At 56.8% G+C, this 18212-nt stretch carries 17 protein-coding genes and 1 pseudogene; 13 read left to right on the top strand and 5 right to left on the bottom strand.

The window, feature by feature from the left end:
- Positions 1-114 precede the first annotated feature (114 nt).
- From fliZ to ACGS9J_RS02535, 3 genes are all read right to left on the bottom strand, one after another.
- Positions 115-624 carry a flagella biosynthesis regulatory protein FliZ gene (gene fliZ, locus ACGS9J_RS02525; protein WP_130016327.1) on the bottom strand — a complete coding sequence of 170 codons (510 nt, stop codon included), beginning with the start codon at positions 622-624 and terminating at the stop codon, positions 115-117.
- 58 nt (positions 625-682) lie between these two features.
- The gene (locus tag ACGS9J_RS02530; RefSeq protein WP_442229507.1) at positions 683-1405 is read right to left on the bottom strand and encodes an RNA polymerase sigma factor FliA; all 723 of its coding nucleotides are present in this window, start codon (positions 1403-1405) and stop codon (positions 683-685) included.
- 184 nt (positions 1406-1589) lie between these two features.
- The gene (locus ACGS9J_RS02535) at positions 1590-2864 is read right to left on the bottom strand and encodes a FliC/FljB family flagellin (protein ID WP_442229508.1); all 1275 of its coding nucleotides are present in this window, start codon (positions 2862-2864) and stop codon (positions 1590-1592) included.
- A 281-nt stretch (positions 2865-3145) separates the two neighbouring features.
- Between ACGS9J_RS02535 and fliD the strand changes: the two genes are divergently transcribed.
- From fliD to ACGS9J_RS02555, 4 genes are all read left to right on the top strand, one after another.
- Positions 3146-4543, top strand: a complete 1398-nt coding sequence (gene fliD, locus ACGS9J_RS02540) for a flagellar filament capping protein FliD (RefSeq protein ID WP_442229509.1) — start codon at positions 3146-3148, stop codon at positions 4541-4543.
- 27 nt (positions 4544-4570) lie between these two features.
- Complete coding sequence (gene fliS, locus ACGS9J_RS02545; RefSeq protein ID WP_442229510.1) at positions 4571-4981, top strand: flagellar export chaperone FliS; 411 nt, start codon at positions 4571-4573, stop codon at positions 4979-4981.
- Positions 4982-5350, top strand: coding sequence for a flagella biosynthesis regulatory protein FliT (gene fliT / locus ACGS9J_RS02550; protein WP_442229511.1), 369 nt, complete (start codon positions 4982-4984; stop codon positions 5348-5350).
- A gap of 311 nt (positions 5351-5661) precedes the next feature.
- Complete coding sequence (locus ACGS9J_RS02555) at positions 5662-6528, top strand: helix-turn-helix transcriptional regulator (RefSeq protein WP_442229512.1); 867 nt, start codon at positions 5662-5664, stop codon at positions 6526-6528.
- Between the two features lie 527 nt (positions 6529-7055).
- On the opposite strand, the gene ACGS9J_RS02560 is transcribed toward ACGS9J_RS02555, so the two are convergent.
- Positions 7056-8066, bottom strand: a complete 1011-nt coding sequence (locus ACGS9J_RS02560) for a LacI family DNA-binding transcriptional regulator (protein ID WP_442229513.1) — start codon at positions 8064-8066, stop codon at positions 7056-7058.
- A gap of 202 nt (positions 8067-8268) precedes the next feature.
- On the opposite strand from ACGS9J_RS02560, the gene ACGS9J_RS02565 reads away from it, so the two are divergent.
- The 3 genes and pseudogenes from ACGS9J_RS02565 to ACGS9J_RS02575 form a co-directional block, all read left to right on the top strand.
- On the top strand, positions 8269-9393 hold the full coding sequence (locus ACGS9J_RS02565; protein WP_442229514.1) for an aryl-sulfate sulfotransferase: 1125 nt from the start codon (positions 8269-8271) through the stop codon (positions 9391-9393).
- A gap of 56 nt (positions 9394-9449) precedes the next feature.
- The gene (locus ACGS9J_RS02570; RefSeq protein ID WP_442229515.1) at positions 9450-10775 is read left to right on the top strand and encodes a uracil-xanthine permease family protein; all 1326 of its coding nucleotides are present in this window, start codon (positions 9450-9452) and stop codon (positions 10773-10775) included.
- A 58-nt stretch (positions 10776-10833) separates the two neighbouring features.
- Positions 10834-11037: pseudogene (locus tag ACGS9J_RS02575) on the top strand (Tn3 family transposase); the annotation flags it as partial.
- A gap of 90 nt (positions 11038-11127) precedes the next feature.
- Here the strand turns inward: ACGS9J_RS02575 and fliE are convergent.
- Positions 11128-11442 (bottom strand): flagellar hook-basal body complex protein FliE, encoded by a 315-nt coding sequence (fliE, locus tag ACGS9J_RS02580; RefSeq protein WP_044552041.1) that lies wholly within the window; start codon positions 11440-11442, stop codon positions 11128-11130.
- Between the two features lie 314 nt (positions 11443-11756).
- Here fliE and fliF point away from each other — a divergent pair, with 314 nt between their 5' ends.
- Genes fliF through ACGS9J_RS02610 form a run of 6 tightly spaced genes read left to right on the top strand, consistent with a single transcriptional unit; the run spans position 11757 to position 18175 of the window.
- The gene (gene fliF / locus ACGS9J_RS02585) at positions 11757-13448 is read left to right on the top strand and encodes a flagellar basal-body MS-ring/collar protein FliF (protein WP_442229516.1); all 1692 of its coding nucleotides are present in this window, start codon (positions 11757-11759) and stop codon (positions 13446-13448) included.
- Positions 13445-14437, top strand: a complete 993-nt coding sequence (gene fliG, locus ACGS9J_RS02590; RefSeq protein WP_012145670.1) for a flagellar motor switch protein FliG — start codon at positions 13445-13447, stop codon at positions 14435-14437. The genes fliF and fliG overlap by 4 nt, the downstream gene beginning before the upstream one ends.
- Positions 14430-15134, top strand: coding sequence for a flagellar assembly protein FliH (gene fliH / locus ACGS9J_RS02595; protein WP_442229517.1), 705 nt, complete (start codon positions 14430-14432; stop codon positions 15132-15134). The genes fliG and fliH overlap by 8 nt, the downstream gene beginning before the upstream one ends.
- Positions 15134-16495 carry a flagellar protein export ATPase FliI gene (fliI, locus tag ACGS9J_RS02600; protein WP_442229518.1) on the top strand — a complete coding sequence of 454 codons (1362 nt, stop codon included), beginning with the start codon at positions 15134-15136 and terminating at the stop codon, positions 16493-16495. Before fliH ends, fliI begins: the two co-directional genes overlap by 1 nt.
- Before the next feature lie 22 nt (positions 16496-16517).
- Positions 16518-16964 carry a flagellar export protein FliJ gene (gene fliJ / locus ACGS9J_RS02605; protein ID WP_442229519.1) on the top strand — a complete coding sequence of 149 codons (447 nt, stop codon included), beginning with the start codon at positions 16518-16520 and terminating at the stop codon, positions 16962-16964.
- Positions 16961-18175, top strand: a complete 1215-nt coding sequence (locus ACGS9J_RS02610) for a flagellar hook-length control protein FliK (RefSeq protein WP_442229520.1) — start codon at positions 16961-16963, stop codon at positions 18173-18175. The genes fliJ and ACGS9J_RS02610 overlap by 4 nt, the downstream gene beginning before the upstream one ends.
- The last annotated feature ends 37 nt before the right edge of the window (positions 18176-18212 follow it).

Here is an 18212-nt window from a genome sequence, read left to right on the forward strand (position 1 = left end):
GAATCAGGTATCAACATCTAAAAGATAGATTTAGCAGATGTGAAGCTAATAATCACTCTTTATTCGTGATGGGGAAAGGGTGAGAACCCCGGCTGGCGTGCCGGGGAAGCCAGATCAGTAACTTTTTTGCCAGGCAAGATACTGGTCGTATTTGCGCAGCGCGATGCGGTAATTGTTGTGCGCCGCAGAAGGCAAATCTTCGATGATGCGCTGATGGCTGGCATTGCTGGCGAACTTGTCCGCCGGGTAATTGCGCTCCACCAGCATTTCGTCCAACCGACGCAGACGCACCACGTATTCGCGGATGGTGCTGTGGCTCATTTCGGTTTGCTCAAACAGATACTGTTTGAACGCCATAATGTCGAAATAGCTCGGATGGCTGTTGCAGGAAATTTCACTGCAGAAACGGCACAGCGCGGTCAGCTCATTTTGCACATTCAGCCAGACGTGATCGTCTATCGGCTGGTCCATGCGGGCAATGGCATCTTTGTTGATGATCTTGCCACGAAACACCAATGCCATGCGATCCAATAACTTTCCGCACTGGGAGCAATGGGTTTGGCTGTGTTTGTAATCTTTCAAATAACGGCTCAGCGGCCGTTTTTTTAATAATATTCCTGGCATAGAGGCAGTCCGATTATCGCAATGGTGATCAGGTTGAAGGGTTAGGGTTGAATGCATGTCAGTTCTCGTGCGCCAGACGGGCGCGCAGGCGTTTGATCGCCTGGCTGTGCAGTTGGCTGACGCGTGATTCCCCCACCTCCAGCACGGCACCGATTTCTTTCAGGTTCAACTCTTCCTGGTAATACAGCGTCAGCACCATTTTTTCGCGCTCCGGCAACGCCTCGATGGCGTCGATCACCCTTTGGCGCAGGTTGCCCTCCAGCAGATGATGTAACGGATTGGCCTCTTCGTGCCCTTCCAGCAGCGGTTCCGCGCTTTCGCCATGCTCTTCCCGCCATTCGTCGTAGGAGAAAAGCTGACTGTTATTGGTGTCCAACAGAATTTGACGGTACTCATCCAGTGGCAGGTCCAGCGTCTGCGCCACTTCCACTTCGCTGGCCGGGCGGCCGAGCCGCTGTTCCAACTGCCGCATCACCTGCGCCACTTCACGGGCATGGCGACGCACGCTGCGCGGCACCCAGTCACGGCTGCGCAGCTCATCGAGCATCGCGCCGCGAATGCGTTGCACCGCGTAGGTGGTAAAGGCGGTTCCCTGCATGGCGTCATAACGCTCAACGGCGTTCAACAACCCAATTCCTCCGGCCTGCAGCAGATCGTCGAGCTCCACGCTGGCGGGCAGCCTGACCTGCAGGCGCAACGCCTCGTGGCGCACTAACGGAACATAGCGCAACCAGAGAGAATTTTTGTCCATTACGCCTTCGGCGGTATACAGATCGCTCACTATGTCTAAAACCTGCGGATAAGAGAGTCAGCGCTATTATCCGTAGGGGGCAAAATGCCAATCGGCTGAACAGTCATACAAAACAGGTCTTATTTGCGCCATGCAATGACTGAGCGGCGCGCGATCATAAAAAAACCCCGCCGAGGCAGGGTTCTTTTGCGACAGGTTAATCGGGGAGAGTCGATTAACGCAGCAGGGACAACACGTTCTGAGTAGACTGGTTAGCCTGTGCCAGAACAGAGGTGCCAGCCTGTTGCAGGATGTTGGCACGGCTCATGTTGGACACTTCGGTCGCGTAGTCGGCATCTTGAATACGGGACTGAGAAGCAGACAGGTTGTTCACGGTGCTGTTCAGGTTGTTGATAACAGAATCGAAACGGTTCTGTACCGCACCCAGGGAAGAACGCAGACCGTCAACCTGAGACAGGGCTTTGTCCAGGGTTGCCAGTGGGTCAGCCGTTTTAGGATCGGTAGACTGTTGAACGCCTTTGGTCACTTTACCGGCGGAATCTACAGAGGCTTTGAAGAATGCATCGTTGCCGTCAGCATCTTTGCCTTTAACGACGTAGCCGGCTTTACCCGCTGCATCGGTGTAAGTGCGCAGTTCATCGCCACCGGTCAGACCGCTAACCGGGTTGGTGCCCACTTTAACCTGAGCAGCTTCTTTCATGCCTGCAGTAGGTTTGGTCGCCACAGCAGTTGAATCCCAGGTCGCTTTACCGGTCGCATCTACGGCTGCATCATAAATGCCACCGTCGGTAGACTTAACGAAGTAGTTAACAGTACCAGTACCAGTACCGTCATCAGCGGAGTACAGTTTGCCGTCGCTAACTTTCGGTGTGCCGTTGGTGTCGGCAGCAATGGTCGGCGCGCCCATTTTGTCCGTGGTAGTCAGAGCTGCGGCACCCACTTTAGTGGTGTCGAGTGGATCTGCCACGCTGAACTTGTCCAGGCCCAGAGTTTTGGAGTTGATGTTTTTCAGATCGATCTGGATAGTTTCGTTGTCGTTAGCGCCTACCTGGATAGTCAGCTTCTGGTCGCCGCTCAGCACTTTCACGCCGTTGAAATCGGTTTGTTCAGAGATACGGTTGATCTCGGACAGACGCTGGGTGATTTCGTCCTGGATGGACTGCAGGTCGCTGGAAGAGTTAGAACCGTTCTGTGACTGCACGGTCAGACGACGGATGTTTTGCAGGTTGTCGTTAACTTCGTTCAGTGCGCCTTCAGTGGTCTGCGCCAAAGAGATACCGTCGTTGGCGTTACGGGAAGCCTGAGTCAGGCCTTTGATGTTAGCGGTGAAACGGTTAGAGATCGCCTGACCCGCGGCATCGTCCTTGGCGCTGTTGATACGCAGACCGGAAGACAGACGCTCGATCGCAGTACCCAAAGATGATTGAGATTTGTTCAGGTTGTTCTGCGCCATCAGCGACAGGCTGTTGGTGTTAATTACTTGTGCCATTGTATGCTTTCCTTAGGTGTCAGTTGCGATCTTCGCAACAGGATTAAAAGGTTCGGGCTGCTTTGCCCACGGCGTCAACCACCGTCCCCTCAGGTATCGGCCCTCCCCCTGCAACCTTTAGAAATTTTTTGTTTTTTTTTCTCTTCACACCAATGGCAGAAATAACGCGGTTTTTCCTTCTTCTATTGCGTCATCGTTTTTTTATTTTTTCGGTAAACTTTTTCTCCACTGGGCCGATAAACGCGTAAAGCGAATAAAGTCATGATTAAGGAGAATTACCAATGGCATCGATCAGTTCATTAGGCATCGGCTCAGGACTCGACCTCAACGGCTTGCTGGACAAGCTGACCAAGGCGGAGCAGCAGCGTCTGACCCCTTACACCACCCAGCAAACCAGCTACAACGCCCAACTGACCGCCTACGGTACGTTAAAAGGCTCGCTGGAAAAGTTCGATAACTTAAGCAAAGAGCTGGCGAAACCGACCTTTTTCAACAACACCACCGCCAGCAAGCACGATCAGTTCGCCATCACCACCACGGACAAAGCGGTGGCGGGTAACTACAGCGTTGAGGTGCTAAAACTGGCTCAGCCGCAAACGCTGACCACCCAGGCCCCCATTGCCAATCAGACGGACAAACTGGGTACCCCCGGCAGCAGCGACCGCGCCATCACCATCACCGCCGGCGATCCGCAGAAAGAAGTGAAGATCCCACTGAGCGACGACCAAACCTCGTTGGTGGAAATGCGCGATGCGATCAATAACGCCAAGGCCGGCGTGAATGCCAGCATCATGCGGGTGGGTGACAATGACTATCAGCTGGCGCTCAGTTCCACCACCACCGGTGAAAAAAATACCATTTCGGTTCAGGTCGATAATGACGATAAGTTGGGCGCTATCCTCAATTATGACAACAAGACCAAAAGCGGTGCGATGAAACAAACCGTGGCCGGTCAGGATGCCGAAATCGAAGTCAACGGCACCAAGATCAAACGCAGCACCAACTCGATTACCGATGCGCTACAGGGCGTGACCCTCGATCTGAAAACCACCACCAAGAAAGATGAGCCGCAGAATCTGGTGATCAGCACCGATAAAACCGGTACCGCCGACAAGGTCAAAGAGTGGGTCGATAACTATAACTCGCTGCTGGATACCTTTAACTCGCTGACCAAATTCACCCCGGTCAAAACCGGCGAGGCGCAAAATGCCAAAAACGGCGCGCTGCTGGGGGATAACACCCTGCGCGGCATTCAGTCGTCGATTAAAAGCGCACTCAGCGCCGCGCAGGATAACCCGGAGCTGAAGGGCCTCGGTAACCTGGGCATTTCGACCAACACCAAAACCGGCAAACTGGAGATCGACAGTACCAAGCTGAACAAAGCCATCGATGAAAAACCGGCACAGGTTGCCAACTTCTTCGCCGGCAACGGCAAAGATACCGGTATGGCCACCGAGATCCACAACGAGATCCAGAGTTACATCAAGGCCGGCGGCATCATCGAAAACTCGACCAAAAGCATCAATACCAATCTCGATCGCCTGAACAGCCAGATCACCACGGTGACCGCCAGCATTCAAAACACCATAGATCGTTATAAACAACAATTCGTTCAGCTGGATACCATGATGTCCAAGTTGGGCAGTACGGGTAATTATTTAACTCAACAGTTCAAATAAGAACTTTTTAACCAGGTAAAAAATCGCATGTATAACCGTAGCGGAACTCAGGCCTACGCCCAGGTCAGTCTGGAGAGTGGCGTAATGAGCGCCAGCCCGCATCAGTTAATCGTGATGTTGTTCGACGGGGCGCTTAGCGCCCTGTTACGCGCACGGATACTGATGAACCAGGGAGATATCGCCGGCAAAGGGCTGGCGCTGTCGAAGGCCATCAATATTATCGATAACGGGCTGAAAAGCGGCCTCGACCCCCAGCAGGGCGGAGAAATGGCCGATAATCTGGCGGCGCTGTATGACTATATGAAACGACGCCTGATGCAGGCCAACCTGCACAATGACGAAGCGGCGATCGCCGAAGTGGTTAAGCTGCTGGAAAATATTGCTGACGCCTGGCGCCAGATCGGCCCCCATTATCATCCCTCTCAGGACGCCGTATAAATGGAACGTCAACAGCAACTGCTAGCCGCATACCAGCAAGTGTTTAGCCTGAGCAGCCAAATGATCGCTCTGGCGCAGACGCAAAGATGGGAAGACCTGGTTCAGATGGAACTGTCCTACGTGACGGCGGTGGAAAGCACCGCCGCGTTTACCGGCCAGGCCGGTCCGTCAATGGCGTTGCAGGAATTGTTGCACCATAAGCTGCAGCAGATCCTGGATAACGAGACTGAGCTAAAACGCCTGTTGCAACAACGCATGGATCAGTTGAAAGAATTGATCGGCCAGTCGACGCGCCAGAACGTGGTCAATAACACTTACGGTCAGTTTCACGATCGCGCCCTGTTGTTGGGAGAACCGCAAATCAGTTGAGTTCGCAACAATAACGGCGACGACGGAATAGAGAGCAGCATGCACTATTATTCCCCGGTTAAGTCAGGAGATTAATCCATGGCATTTGAATTATTCAGATAATGGGTAATTAGAAAAAATGCACAATTCGAGCTTTGCTCTCACTTTAACGGATAAATACCACTCCGACACGGACGTTTTCTGTTCAGCAGGAAATTGATTTTTGATAGATAAAACACGCCGTTGTGTTTCACAACCTATGGAAAGATGTTGCTCCAACGCCAATCAAAGCGTAAAGATATTCTCAGATAATGGCTGCGAAATGAATATCGATGGAACGTACAATTAATCTTTGTCCCGGAATTGGTGCATCGGCACACATCATTCAGCATACTGAATTATTATTCCCGTCAGTCTATTTTGAGCAACCGCATCTGTATCTGGTACAGCAGGGTCACAAACGCATACGTTGGCAACAACGTGAAGTGGTGGCGCATGCAGGCGAGCTGTTGATTATCGACGGAGGCCAAACCGTGGATATTATTAACGAGCTCTCTGAGGAAGGGGTATTCAGTTGCCAGCTATTGACCTGCGATCCGCAGTTGCTCTCCGTAGCGCCGGCTGAGGTTGCCAGCGAGCCAACGCCCCCCTTTGACGCGGTGATGGCCTTGCGCAACCTGCCCTGCGCCCTGATACACAGTTTTGAGACCACCAGTCTGGCACTGGCGCTGAGACAGCGGTTCCCCACGGTAATCATTCGCCACAAAATGCTGGAAATTCTGCTGTGGTTAAAACAATTCAGTATCAACTTCATCCATAACGAGGCCAGGAATTTAACCCAACGGGTACGCCGTTGTCTGGCGACCGACCCGCATAACATCTGGACGGCGGCCGAGGTGGCGGAAACTTTGTCGATGAGCGAGGTGATGTTAAGGCGCAAGCTGTCGGCGGAAAATACCGCATTGCGTAACCTGATGATCGACGTGCGCATGAGCAGCGCCCTGACGTTGCTGCAATCCACGGATTGGCCGATTTCCGCCATCGCTCAACACGTGGGTTATGAAAGCTCTTCGCGATTTGCCGAACGTTTCCGCAAACGTTTCGGTTTTGCGCCCACCGCCATTCGCGGACATCAACGAGCCATGGAACCGCAGGCGATTCGCCCCGACCATCTCAGCATGATGCAAGCCCAGGAGTGAGGGCCGCAGGCGTAAATTAAATCATTGAACAATGAGAACGTTGTTTATACAGGCAAGATTGGCGCAAAACGACCGGGTGGGATAGCATCGGCGAGCATTCAGTCATTCAAGTGAATAAACCATGCTCAACGAAAAACTGCTATTTTCCCTGGTTGTGTTGTTGCTCGGCCTGTGGCTGCTGGGCCTGCTGTATGAAGAAGACGCCATGCGGATGCTGGCGGGAAAATAAATCGGCAAGGCCACCCTGCGTGGCCCAGGTTAATTTAACTCTGTTTAATTAAGACGCTGACTAATACCACTAGAATGATCAGGATTAAAATACTGAACAGCCGCCATCTGCGTTCACTTTTGCTACACATTATCTTATCCGGTAATTGAATCGACCTTAACCCGGAAATTATATCCCTGCGCCCCGCACGGCAATGTGCGTTAAATCGTGGTTTCTGCCCTCTTACTCCGGCGATTGACGTTTCCGGGATCCGTTTGGGAAACGGAAATTATTGTGCATTAAGGCTATTTGTTGACCCTTACGACAATTTGCTCGAGGCTCTGACCACCAGTTCCGCCATCTGCCCGCGACTGCCGATCACCTTATGTCCGGCCAGCACTTCAAACAGTAGCGTGACGGCCTGACGGGCGACCTCATCGAGGTGCATGTTCACCGCCGTTAGCGGCGGCAAAGATTCCCGGGCGCGAATACCGTCATAACGGGTGGCTAAGCGAATCCGCTGCGGTATGGCGATCGCCGCATCGTGAAAAGCGCGCACGGCGCCACTGGCAAAAGTATCAACCAGTACCAGGACGCCATTGACTTCGGGATGTTCCTGCAACATCTGACATGCGGCCTGATAGCCAGCCGCTTCCCCTTCCTGCTCATCAAGGTAATAGATCACCGGCGCCTGCCTTCCTTCACACCAGCGGTGATAAGCTGCCTCAGTTTCCAACGAGGAAGTCCGCGGCGTATGCCCGACAAAAAGCGCGCAACAATCGGCGCCTTCAGTCTGCAGGTGGGTCAGCAACATTTTCGCCGTCGCTTCCGAATGCAAATCCACCCACGGTAACGGCGTCGGTGTTCCCGGCGTGCGGCCAATAGTGATGCATGGGATCCCCGCCTGTTGCAAAGCCTTCAGCAGTGGATCGTTTTCGGCGGGTTCCAGCACAATAGCGGCATCAAAGGTCACCATGTCCAGCGGGTTCGTCCCGGGCGGGACCAGGATAAGCGCATGCTGCTTCTCCAGCGCCATAATCGCCGTCGTAAGCGCGACTTCCATCATAAAACCCAGCTTCGATGCTCCGGAAGCAATGGTCAGCGGCAAGGAAGAAAGCAGTGCAATAGTGTTGGTTTTGCCGGTACGCAGCTGACGGGCGCGAATATTCGGCGTGTAGTTCAGTGTCTGAATCGCCTCCTCAATACGTTGCCGGGTCTCAGGTTCGACAAAACGGGGGTGATGTAACGCATTAGATACGGTGCCAGGCGATACGCCAGCAAGGCTTGCAACATCAATGAGTCTGGCGCGTTTTTTATCTTGAGCAGTCATCTGGCTGGCGTTCCCTCCCGAAAATTTATGCTCAGGTTAGCACATTTCCAGTGTATGAATTTCGGCTCTATTACATAACAAAATCATATGAAGAAAGTGGCCGTTTACCGTAGCTCACTGGCAAGCATTCCTGTCTAATGGCGTTTAATTAAAACGTTTTAATGGCACATTTTGCAAGAAACCAATCGCTTCAGGAGGCTACGTGACACAACTATCTCAGGATCCTGCATTCACCCTCGGGCGTCGACCGAGCGGGCTGATCTTCTCCGATTTGGAGAAAAGCTTCGGCGGCTATACGCTCTTCGCCCCACAAACTACCGAAGGCCGGGTATATCTGGTTGATGAGCTTGGAAAAGTGGCGCACCAGTGGCAACTCCCGGTTCGTGCCGGACGCGATGCGGTGCTGCTGCCTAACGGTAACCTCGGCTATAACGGTAGTCACAGCACCTCAGCCAACCTCTATCCGGCCTGGGATCTCTGGCACGGCGGCGATTTTTACGAAGTCACTCCGGATAACGAAGTGGTCTGGCATTATGAGGATATCTTCCATCACCACGACGCGCAGTGGCTGGCGAACGGTAACCTGCTGTATACCACGGCGGTGCCACTGCCGGCGGAAATTGCCGCTCGCGTCACCGGCGGCGATCCGCGCCGCGATGCGCCGGACGGCGTCATACAGAGCGATGTCGTCAAAGAGGTCAATCGCGACGGTAAAGTGGTATGGGAATGGCGCGTCTGGGAGCATCTGGCCCCGGAAGATTTCCCGATCCATGAGATCTTCGACCGCCGCCACTGGCCGATGATAAACGGTCTGTCGGTCACCCGCGAGGGCCTGGTGTTGATGAGCCTGCGCACCACCTCCGGGGTGATTGCCGTCAATAAAGAGAGCGGCAGCGTGGTATGGCACGTGGGGCCGGATGTCGTCGCCCAACAGCACACCCCGATTGAGATGGAAAATGGTTCTATTCTGGTGTTCGATAACGGCAACCTGCGCCCCGGCGTGACCTCGCCACACTCCACGGTGCTGGAGTTCGACCCGCACACCCAGGCTATTCGCTGGCAATATCGCGATATTTTCCCGCCGGCCTTTTTCTCACCCTATATGGGAAGCGCTCAGCGCCTGGCCAACGGCAATACCTTTATCTGCGAATCCGCCTTCGGCCGACTGTTTGAAGTGACTCCGCAGGGAGAAACGGTATGGGAATACATTATTCCTTACTTCAATGAATATCCGGACCACCTTAGCAAGGGGATCATTCCCGGTAAGCAAAACAGCACCTTCCGCGCGCACCGCTACGCGGCCGATGCGCTGCCGTGGCTGAAATAACCGCTCTTCGCCGGCGCGGGTCGGCGGGGGAGTTCTCACGTCTTTGGGAGGAATTTATGCCGTATTCTGACTCCGCCGTACCGGAAAACGAAGCCTTGCCTTGGCAAACCAAGCTGCTGCTGGCCCTTCAACACGTGCTGGTTGTGGCCGCTACGCCGATCACCGCCGTTTTTCTTATTGCCCAAGCGCTTCACTTCAGCTCTGGCGTCACCACATCGCTGCTAAGCGCCACCTTTCTGGTGTGCGGGCTGGGGGCCATCCTGCAAAGCCTCGGTATCGGCAGCTTCGGCGCGCGCCTGCCGTTTATTATGGTGCCGGGCGGCGCGCCTATCGCGATCTTCATCGCTATCGCTTTACAGACCAATATCCAGACGGCAATTGGTGCGGTGATCTTGACATCGCTGTTTTATTTTATTGCCCTACCCGTTTTTCGCCGTTTTCTGCACCATTTCCCGCCGTTTATTATCGGGATTATGCTGCTGCTGGTCTCCATCAACCTGATTCGTCTGTATGGTGGACTCATTATCGGTCAGCCAGGCAGTAACCACTTTGCGCAGCCCACCAACATTATTCTGGCGCTGGTCACCATCCTGATTACGCTGATCTTCGCCCTGGCGTTCAGCGGCATCCTGCGTCAGCTGTCGGTCATGTTCGGCCTGCTTGCGGGCACGCTGCTAGCAATGCTGCTGGGCAGCGCCGATTTTAGCGGCGTCAGCCACGGGCCGCTGTTCCGCCTGCCGCAGCTGTTTCCGTTTGGCTGGCCAATATTCAATCTGTCAGCGTCGCTGCCGCTGCTGATTTATGCGGTGATTTCTATGGCTGAAGCGACTGGGCAAACGATTGCCACCGCAGAGATCGTCAAATCGACACAAAACGTCCGTCAGGCCATTCCCCGTACCATCCGCGGCGACGCCGTTATTTCGCTGCTGGGCGGCATTTTCGGTACTTCATTGATCATCACCTCCGGCGAAAATATCGGCGTGGTTCGCACCACTAACGTCAAATCACGCCACGTCACGGCGATTGCCGGATTGCTGTTAATCCTGATTGCGTTATTCTCGCCGCTGGTGCGCCTTGCCGCCGGTCTACCCGGTCCGGTAGTCTGCGGGACGGCGGTGATTGTCTTCAGTATCATCGGGGTCATCGGCATCGATATGATTGCCCGCGAGCCGCTACACAATCCGGGAAAAACCTATGCCTTGGCCACTGGTCTGGCTATGGGGATGCTGCCGATCCTGGTGCCTGGTCTGTACCAGAATTTCCCCGTCGGAGTGCAGATGATACTGGGTAACGGTATGGCGGCGGGCACACTCACCGCGATCGTCGTCAACTCGTTATTCCTGGTGAGCGAAAAGCGGGCCGCCATGCGACTAAAAGGCTGAACCGATACACCGAATTGACCCGTAAACCCTAGTGTTGTTTGGTTTCCGTGAGCCAGCACTGCGTCGGCGGGTTCAGGCGGGGCTGAATAAAGGAGAAGCCCGTAACGCGCCGGCAAGTGCTGTATTCATGCATCGACTGGGTGAAATCAGGGACCGAAAACCGGAAAATCAGAGCTATCGGGCCAGTGGGCTGACTCTGCTGACGGCGGAAATCTCGCTGTGGAATACCCTGTATATGGAAAGGGCGGTCGATGCCCTGAAGCGTATTTAGGGTCAGTTCTTAAGCTGTCGTTCCCTGTTCAGCAGAGGATCCAGGCTTTCAATTCTGACCTCGGGTACGAGGCCACTCTCATCACACCGGCATGTTCATCACTTCTTGATAAGCGGAAACCAGCTTATTTCGCACCTGTACCCCTAACTGCAGCGAGATCGACGATTTTTGCAGATCGACCATCACGTCATTCAGGCTGATGCCCGGTGCACCCACTTCGAAATCCTGGGCCTGTTTGCGGGCGGCCTGCTGGGTATCGCTGATCTTGCCAATCGCCGCCTTCAGCTCACTGGCAAAACTGACGCCCTGCGCAGAGGCGCCTTGCCCCATCTGCCCTGCCTGAATCGCCGTGGCCTGCAACTGCTGCAAAACCCCTTCAATGCCCTGAATTGCCATTATGACCTCAATAAAAACGCTGCTGCCGGACGTTGTTGCATCAGGCACTACTTTGATGCTGAACACCCTAACACAGCATTTTCATCCTAAAGCCGCTAATTAACTGCAAAAAACCCGGCTTATCGGGCCATCAAAATGGGCCATAAGGGCAAATAATGGCATGCCCAGAAATGGGAGCGACGCTATTTAGAAGAAATGTGTATCAGGGAGTCTGTTTTGTCACACAACGCTAACCACACCGTTCATCAGCCTGGCAGGGAGCTACGCCGTGGCCCGCACCGGATCCTGAGCGTCATTGAAGGACACTGGCAAAAATGAGTGCTTCAATCTCCGCCACCGAAAGCCGCGATAATGGCCTGCAGGCCATGTGGAACCGTCTGCGCGCCAACCCGAAAATCCCGCTGCTGATTGCGGCCTCCGCGGCCATCGCCATCGTGGTCGCGCTGCTGCTATGGGTGAAAAGTCCTGACTACCGCGTTCTGTACAGCAACATTAACGATCGCGACGGCGGTGCCATCGTCACCCAACTGACGCAGATGAATATCCCCTACCGCTTTGCCGAAAACGGCGCAGCGCTACTGGTCCCCGCCGAGAAAGTGCATGAGACCCGCCTGCGTTTGGCGCAGCTCGGCCTGCCGAAAGGCGGTGCCGTGGGCTTCGAATTGCTGGATCAGGAAAAATTCGGCATCAGCCAGTTCAGTGAGCAAATCAACTATCAGCGTGCGCTGGAAGGTGAATTGTCACGCACCATCGAATCACTGGGGCCGGTGCAAAACGCCCGGGTGCATTTGGCGTTGCCCAAACCTTCGCTGTTTGTCCGCGAGCAAAAATCCCCTTCTGCTTCCGTGACCCTGACGCTGCAACCGGGCCGCGCCCTGGATGACGGCCAGATCAACGCCATCGTTTATATGGTCTCGAGCAGCGTTGCCGGTTTACCGCCGGGCAACGTGACGGTGGTCGATCAGGCCGGCCGGCTGTTAACGCAGTCTGACGGTGCCGGACGCGATCTGAACGCCGCACAACTGAAGTACGCCAGTGAAGTGGAAAACCGCTACCAGCGTCGTATCGAAGCAATTTTGGCCCCTATGGTCGGCAGCGCTAACGTCCGCGCTCAGGTCACCGCGCAGATCGATTTCTCCACCCGCGAGCAAACCGACGAAGAATACCAACCGAACCAACTGCCGAATAAGGCCGCCGTACGCTCTCAGCAAACGAGCCAAAGCGACCAGATTGGCGGGCCGTCGGTCGGTGGCGTCCCGGGCGCGTTGTCCAACCAGCCGAGCGCCCCGGCCACGGCCCCGATTGAAGCCGCCAAACCGGCCACGGCCGGCAATAACGCCGACGCCACCAAGGCCAATGCCGCCGAGACCCGCAGCGCCGCAGCCGGGCCGCAAAACTCCCGCCGCGATGAGACCACCAACTATGAGGTCGATCGCACCATCCGCCATACCCAGCATAAGGCCGGGACGGTGCAGCGGCTGTCGGTCGCGGTAGTCATCAACTATCGCGGCACCGATAAAGACGGCAAACCGCTGCCGATGAGCAAAGAGCAGTTGGCGCAGATCGAAGCATTGGCGCGTGAATCCATGGGCTTCTCCAGCACGCGCGGCGATACCCTCAACGTGGTCAACACGCCGTTTACTGATAACGAAATCACCGGTGGCGAGCTGCCGTTCTGGCAAAGCCAGTCGTTTATCGATCGCCTGATCGACGCCGGTCGCTACCTGCTGGTCCTGCTGGTCGCCTGGGTGCTGTGGCGCAAACTGGTGCGTCCGCAACTGCAAAACCGCCAGGCACTGCAAAAGGCCACGCTCGCCGCGGCCAATGCGCCAATGGCCAAACCGGCCGACAGCAGCAAACCCAGCAATGAGGAGCTGGCGCAGCACAGGAAATCGCAGCAGCGCGTCAGTGCAGAAGTCCAGAGCCAGCGGATCCGCGATCTGGCTGATAAAGACCCCCGCGTGGTCGCTCTGGTAATCCGCCAATGGATGAGTAACGAATTATGAGTCTGACCGGAACCGAAAAAAGCGCCATCCTGCTGATGACGCTGGGCGAAGATCGCGCCGCCGAGGTGTTCAAACACCTCTCCTCGCGTGAAGTGCAGCAACTGAGTGGCACCATGGCCAGCATGAGCCAGGTGTCGCACAAGCAACTGAATGAAATCCTGCGCGAGTTTGAAGACGACGCCGAACAGTATGCCGCGCTGAGCGTCAACGCCAGCGACTACCTGCGTTCGGTGCTGGTCAAGGCATTGGGCGAAGAGCGCGCCGCCAGCCTGCTGGAGGATATTCTCGAGTCTCGCGAGACCACCACCGGCATGGAAACGCTCAACTTTATGGAGCCGATGAGTGCCGCCGATCTGATCCGCGACGAACATCCGCAGATCATCGCCACCATTCTGGTTCACCTGAAGCGCGGCCAGGCGGCGGACATTTTGGCGCTGTTCGACGAACGCCTGCGCAACGACGTGATGCTGCGTATCGCCACCTTTGGCGGCGTGCAGCCGGCGGCGCTGGCGGAACTGACCGAAGTGTTGAACAACCTGCTCGACGGCCAGAACCTCAAACGCAGCAAAATGGGCGGCGTTCGCACCGCAGCCGAGATCATCAACCTGATGAAAACGCAGCAGGAAGAGGCGGTTATCGACGCCATGCGCGAGTACGACGGCGAGCTGGCACAGAAAATCATCGACGAAATGTTCCTGTTCGAAAACCTGGTGGAAGTCGACGATCGCAGCATCCAGCGCCTGTTGCAGGAAGTGGAAGGCGAATCCTTGCTGGTGGCGCTCAAGGGCGCAGAACAGCCGTTGCGCGAGAAGTTCCTCAAGAACATGTCGCAACGAGCCGCCGACATCCTGCGCGACGACCTGGCCAACCGTGGCCCGGTGCGCATGTCGCAGGTGGAGAACGAACAGAAAGCCATCCTGCTGGTCGTCCGTCGTTTGGCGGAGAGCGGCGAAATGATTATCGGCGGTGGCGAGGACACCTATGTCTGATCGCATTAACACCCTGCCCTGGCAGCCCTGGTCGCTCAATGATCTGAACGAGCCCAAGCCGGTGCTCGAGCCGCTGCCACAGCCGGTGGAAATCACCGACGGCGCAGCGCTGGACGACAGCCTGGTTCGGGAACAACAGCTCAATCAGCTCCGCCTGCAGGCGGAGCAACAGGGCCAGCAGTTGGGCTATGCAGACGGTCAGCAAAAAGGCTACGACGCCGGGTTCCAGGCCGGTATCGAAGAGGGCCGCCAGCAGGGCTTGCTGGAGGCGCAGCAACAGCAACAACCGCTGACGGCACACTGGCAGCAACTGGTCACGGAGTTCCAGCACACGCTGGACGCCCTCGACAGCGTGATCGCCTCGCGCCTGATGCAACTGGCTTTGACCGCCGCCAAACAGGTGCTCGGTCAACCGCCGGTGTGCGACGGCACTGCCCTGCTGGCGCAGATCCAACAGTTGATCCAGCAGGAGCCGATGTTCAGCGGTAAACCGCAATTGCGGGTGCATCCGGACGATTATCAGCGCATCGAACAGCAATTGGGAACCACGCTCAGCCTGCACGGCTGGCGATTGCTGGCGGACGGCCAACTGCACCCTGGTGGCTGCAAGGTCAGCGCCGACGAAGGCGACCTCGACGCCAGTCTGGCGACCCGCTGGCATGAACTCTGCCGCCTGGCGGCACCGGGGGACGTGTAATGACCCTGCGCCTCGGTCGTTGGCTGACCTCACTGGATGCGTTGGAAAAACGCATCGCGCACGCCCCGACGGTACGCCGCTATGGTCGTCTGACCCGCGCCACCGGCCTGGTACTGGAAGCCACCGGGTTACAGTTGCCGATCGGCGCCACCTGCCTGATCGAGCGTCACGACGCCGGTGAAGTTCAGGAAGTGGAAAGCGAAGTGGTCGGTTTTAACGGCCAGCGGCTGTTCCTGATGCCGCTGGAAGAAGTGGAAGGCATCGTGCCCGGTGCCCGGGTTTACGCCCGCATCTCGCCGGAAGGCCAAAGCGCCAGTAAACAACTGCCGCTCGGCCCGGCCCTGCTGGGCCGGGTGCTGGACGGCAGCGCCAAGCCGCTCGACGGCCTGCCCGCGCCGGAAACCGGCTATCGCGCGCCGCTGATCACCGCCCCGTTCAACCCGTTGCAACGTACGCCGATCGAACAGGTGCTGGACGTCGGCGTGCGCACCATCAACGGTCTGTTGACCGTCGGTCGTGGCCAGCGCATGGGGTTGTTTGCCGGTTCCGGCGTCGGTAAAAGCGTGCTGCTGGGCATGATGGCGCGTTACACCCAGGCTGACGTGATTGTCGTCGGTCTGATCGGCGAGCGTGGCCGTGAGGTGAAAGACTTTATCGAAAACATCCTCGGCCCCGAAGGCCGGGCGCGTTCGGTGGTGATCGCCGCACCGGCGGACGTCTCGCCGCTGCTGCGCATGCAAGGGGCGGCCTACGCCACACGCATCGCCGAAGATTTCCGCGATCGTGGCCAGCACGTGCTGTTGATTATGGATTCACTGACCCGTTACGCCATGGCACAACGTGAGATCGCCCTCGCCATCGGCGAACCCCCGGCCACCAAAGGCTATCCGCCTTCCGTCTTCGCCAAACTGCCGGCTCTGGTAGAGCGTGCGGGCAACGGTATCAGCGGCGGCGGCTCCATTACCGCCTTTTATACCGTACTGACCGAAGGCGATGACCAGCAGGATCCGATCGCCGACTCGGCGCGCGCCATTCTCGATGGTCACGTAGTGCTGTCGCGACGGTTGGCAGAAGCCGGCCACTACCCGGCTATCGACATTGAAGCCTCGATCAGCCGTGCCATGACATCACTGATCGACGAAGAGCATTACCGCCGGGTTCGCAACTTCAAACAGATGCTGGCCAGCTATCAACGCAACCGCGACCTGATCAGCGTCGGCGCCTACGTCGCAGGCAGCGATCCGTTGCTGGATAAGGCCATGACGCTGTATCCGCAGATGGAAGCCTATCTGCAGCAAGGCATTTTCGAGCGCAGCGGTTACCAGGACGCCTGCGGGCAGTTACAGCAGTTAATCGTTTAACGTCACCAAAGGCGCAAACCCGATGAAACCACAGTCCCCCCTGATTACCCTGCGCGATCTGGCGCAGGAGGCAGTAGAACAGGCGACGCGCCAACTGGGCCAGGTGCGCAAGGCTCAGCAAGCGGCTGAGCAGCAACTTTCGATGCTGCTAAATTATCAGGATGAGTACCGTCAGAAGCTGAATAACCAACTGAGCGGCGGCATGGAGTCGTCCAACTGGCAGAACTACCAGCAGTTTATCGGCACGCTGGAGCAGGCGATCACGCAGCACCGCCAGCAACTGACGCAGTGGGGGGAGAAGGTCGACCACGCGATGAAACAATGGCAGGACAAACAGCAACGGCTGAACGCCTTCGAAACCCTGCACACCCGGGCCCAGAGCGCGGAGTTGCAGTTGGAGAACAAACGGGATCAAAAACTGATGGATGAGTTCGCTCAACGCAGTGCACAAAGGAATATACCTCAATGAACCTGAACGCTTTGCCGGGCATGTCGGTCCCGGGCGATACCGGCTTGCTGCCGGACGCACCGCTTTCGCTGGACGAGTCATCGCTCTCTTGCGCTTTTGCTCAACTGCTCGGTGCGCGCGTGCTACCGGCCGACAAATCCGCCGGCAAGCTGTCACCGATGGCACTGAGTGCAGAAGATGACTCGGCGCCGCTGAGCCGCAATCAACTGACGCAGCTGCTGGCCGCATTCGGCGAACGCGATGGGCTGTTGGCGCCCTCGCTGTTAACCGACGGGCAGCAAACGGCCATCAGCAACGGCGAAGATCCGCAGTCGAAACAACCGCCGCACGACGCCGCCCTGCGGCCTGCCGGTGAGATCGACGCCGCCACGTTGCAAGCGCTGTTCGCCATGTTGCCGATAGCCGTTCCCCCTGCCACGCCTGGCGTAGGTAGCGGTGCGGCAGAACTGAGCGTTGAAGGCGGTCAAGATCTCGCGCAGTCTGCGACGCTACCGAGCACCTCGCTGGGCCGTCAGGCTGACGTCACTGACACGAAAAGGCCCCCAGCACCGGTAACCTCTGATTCGCTCAGCAGTGAAAGCCGTGCCGATATCCCGCAGCAAATGGCCTCTGCGCAAGACAAACCGGATGCGACAGCATTGAAATTTGGCGCCGACAGCCAACCGCCAACGCCGCTTAATCACCTGATGGCCCCCCCGGTCGCCAGCCCAACGTTCGCGGCGGCCCCAACCGCGGCTTTGGTCACCGCCCCGCCCACACCACAGCTAAACGCCCAGTTGGGCAGCCCGGAGTGGCAGCAGGCGTTGAACCAGCAGGTGCTGATGTTCCACCGCAACGGTCAGCAAAGCGCCGAACTGCGTTTGCATCCACAGGAACTGGGCTCGCTGCAGATCACCCTCAAACTGGATGACAACCAGGCGCAGCTGCACATTGCTTCTGCACACGGCCAGGTGCGCGCCGCCGTGGAAGCGGCCATGCCGCAACTGCGCCATGCGCTGGCAGAAAGTGGCATCAATTTGGGCCAAAGCAGCGTGGGCGGCGAATCTACGCCGCAGTGGCAACAGACGCAGCAGCAGAATAGCGGGCAACAAGGGCGGCCGGATTACCGCGAGCGTCATGGTGACGGCGATCCCTCTGCCGATATCCTCGGCGCACCACGGGAATTGCAGGCGATGGCCCGCGCCGTCAGCGGCGTTGATATTTTCGCCTGAGTGGCCGCAAACGCCTAAGCTGGCACGCTTTTCCCCG

The sequence above is a fragment of the Serratia quinivorans genome, assembly GCF_052113645.1.
GTDB classification, from domain to species: domain Bacteria; phylum Pseudomonadota; class Gammaproteobacteria; order Enterobacterales; family Enterobacteriaceae; genus Serratia; species Serratia quinivorans_B.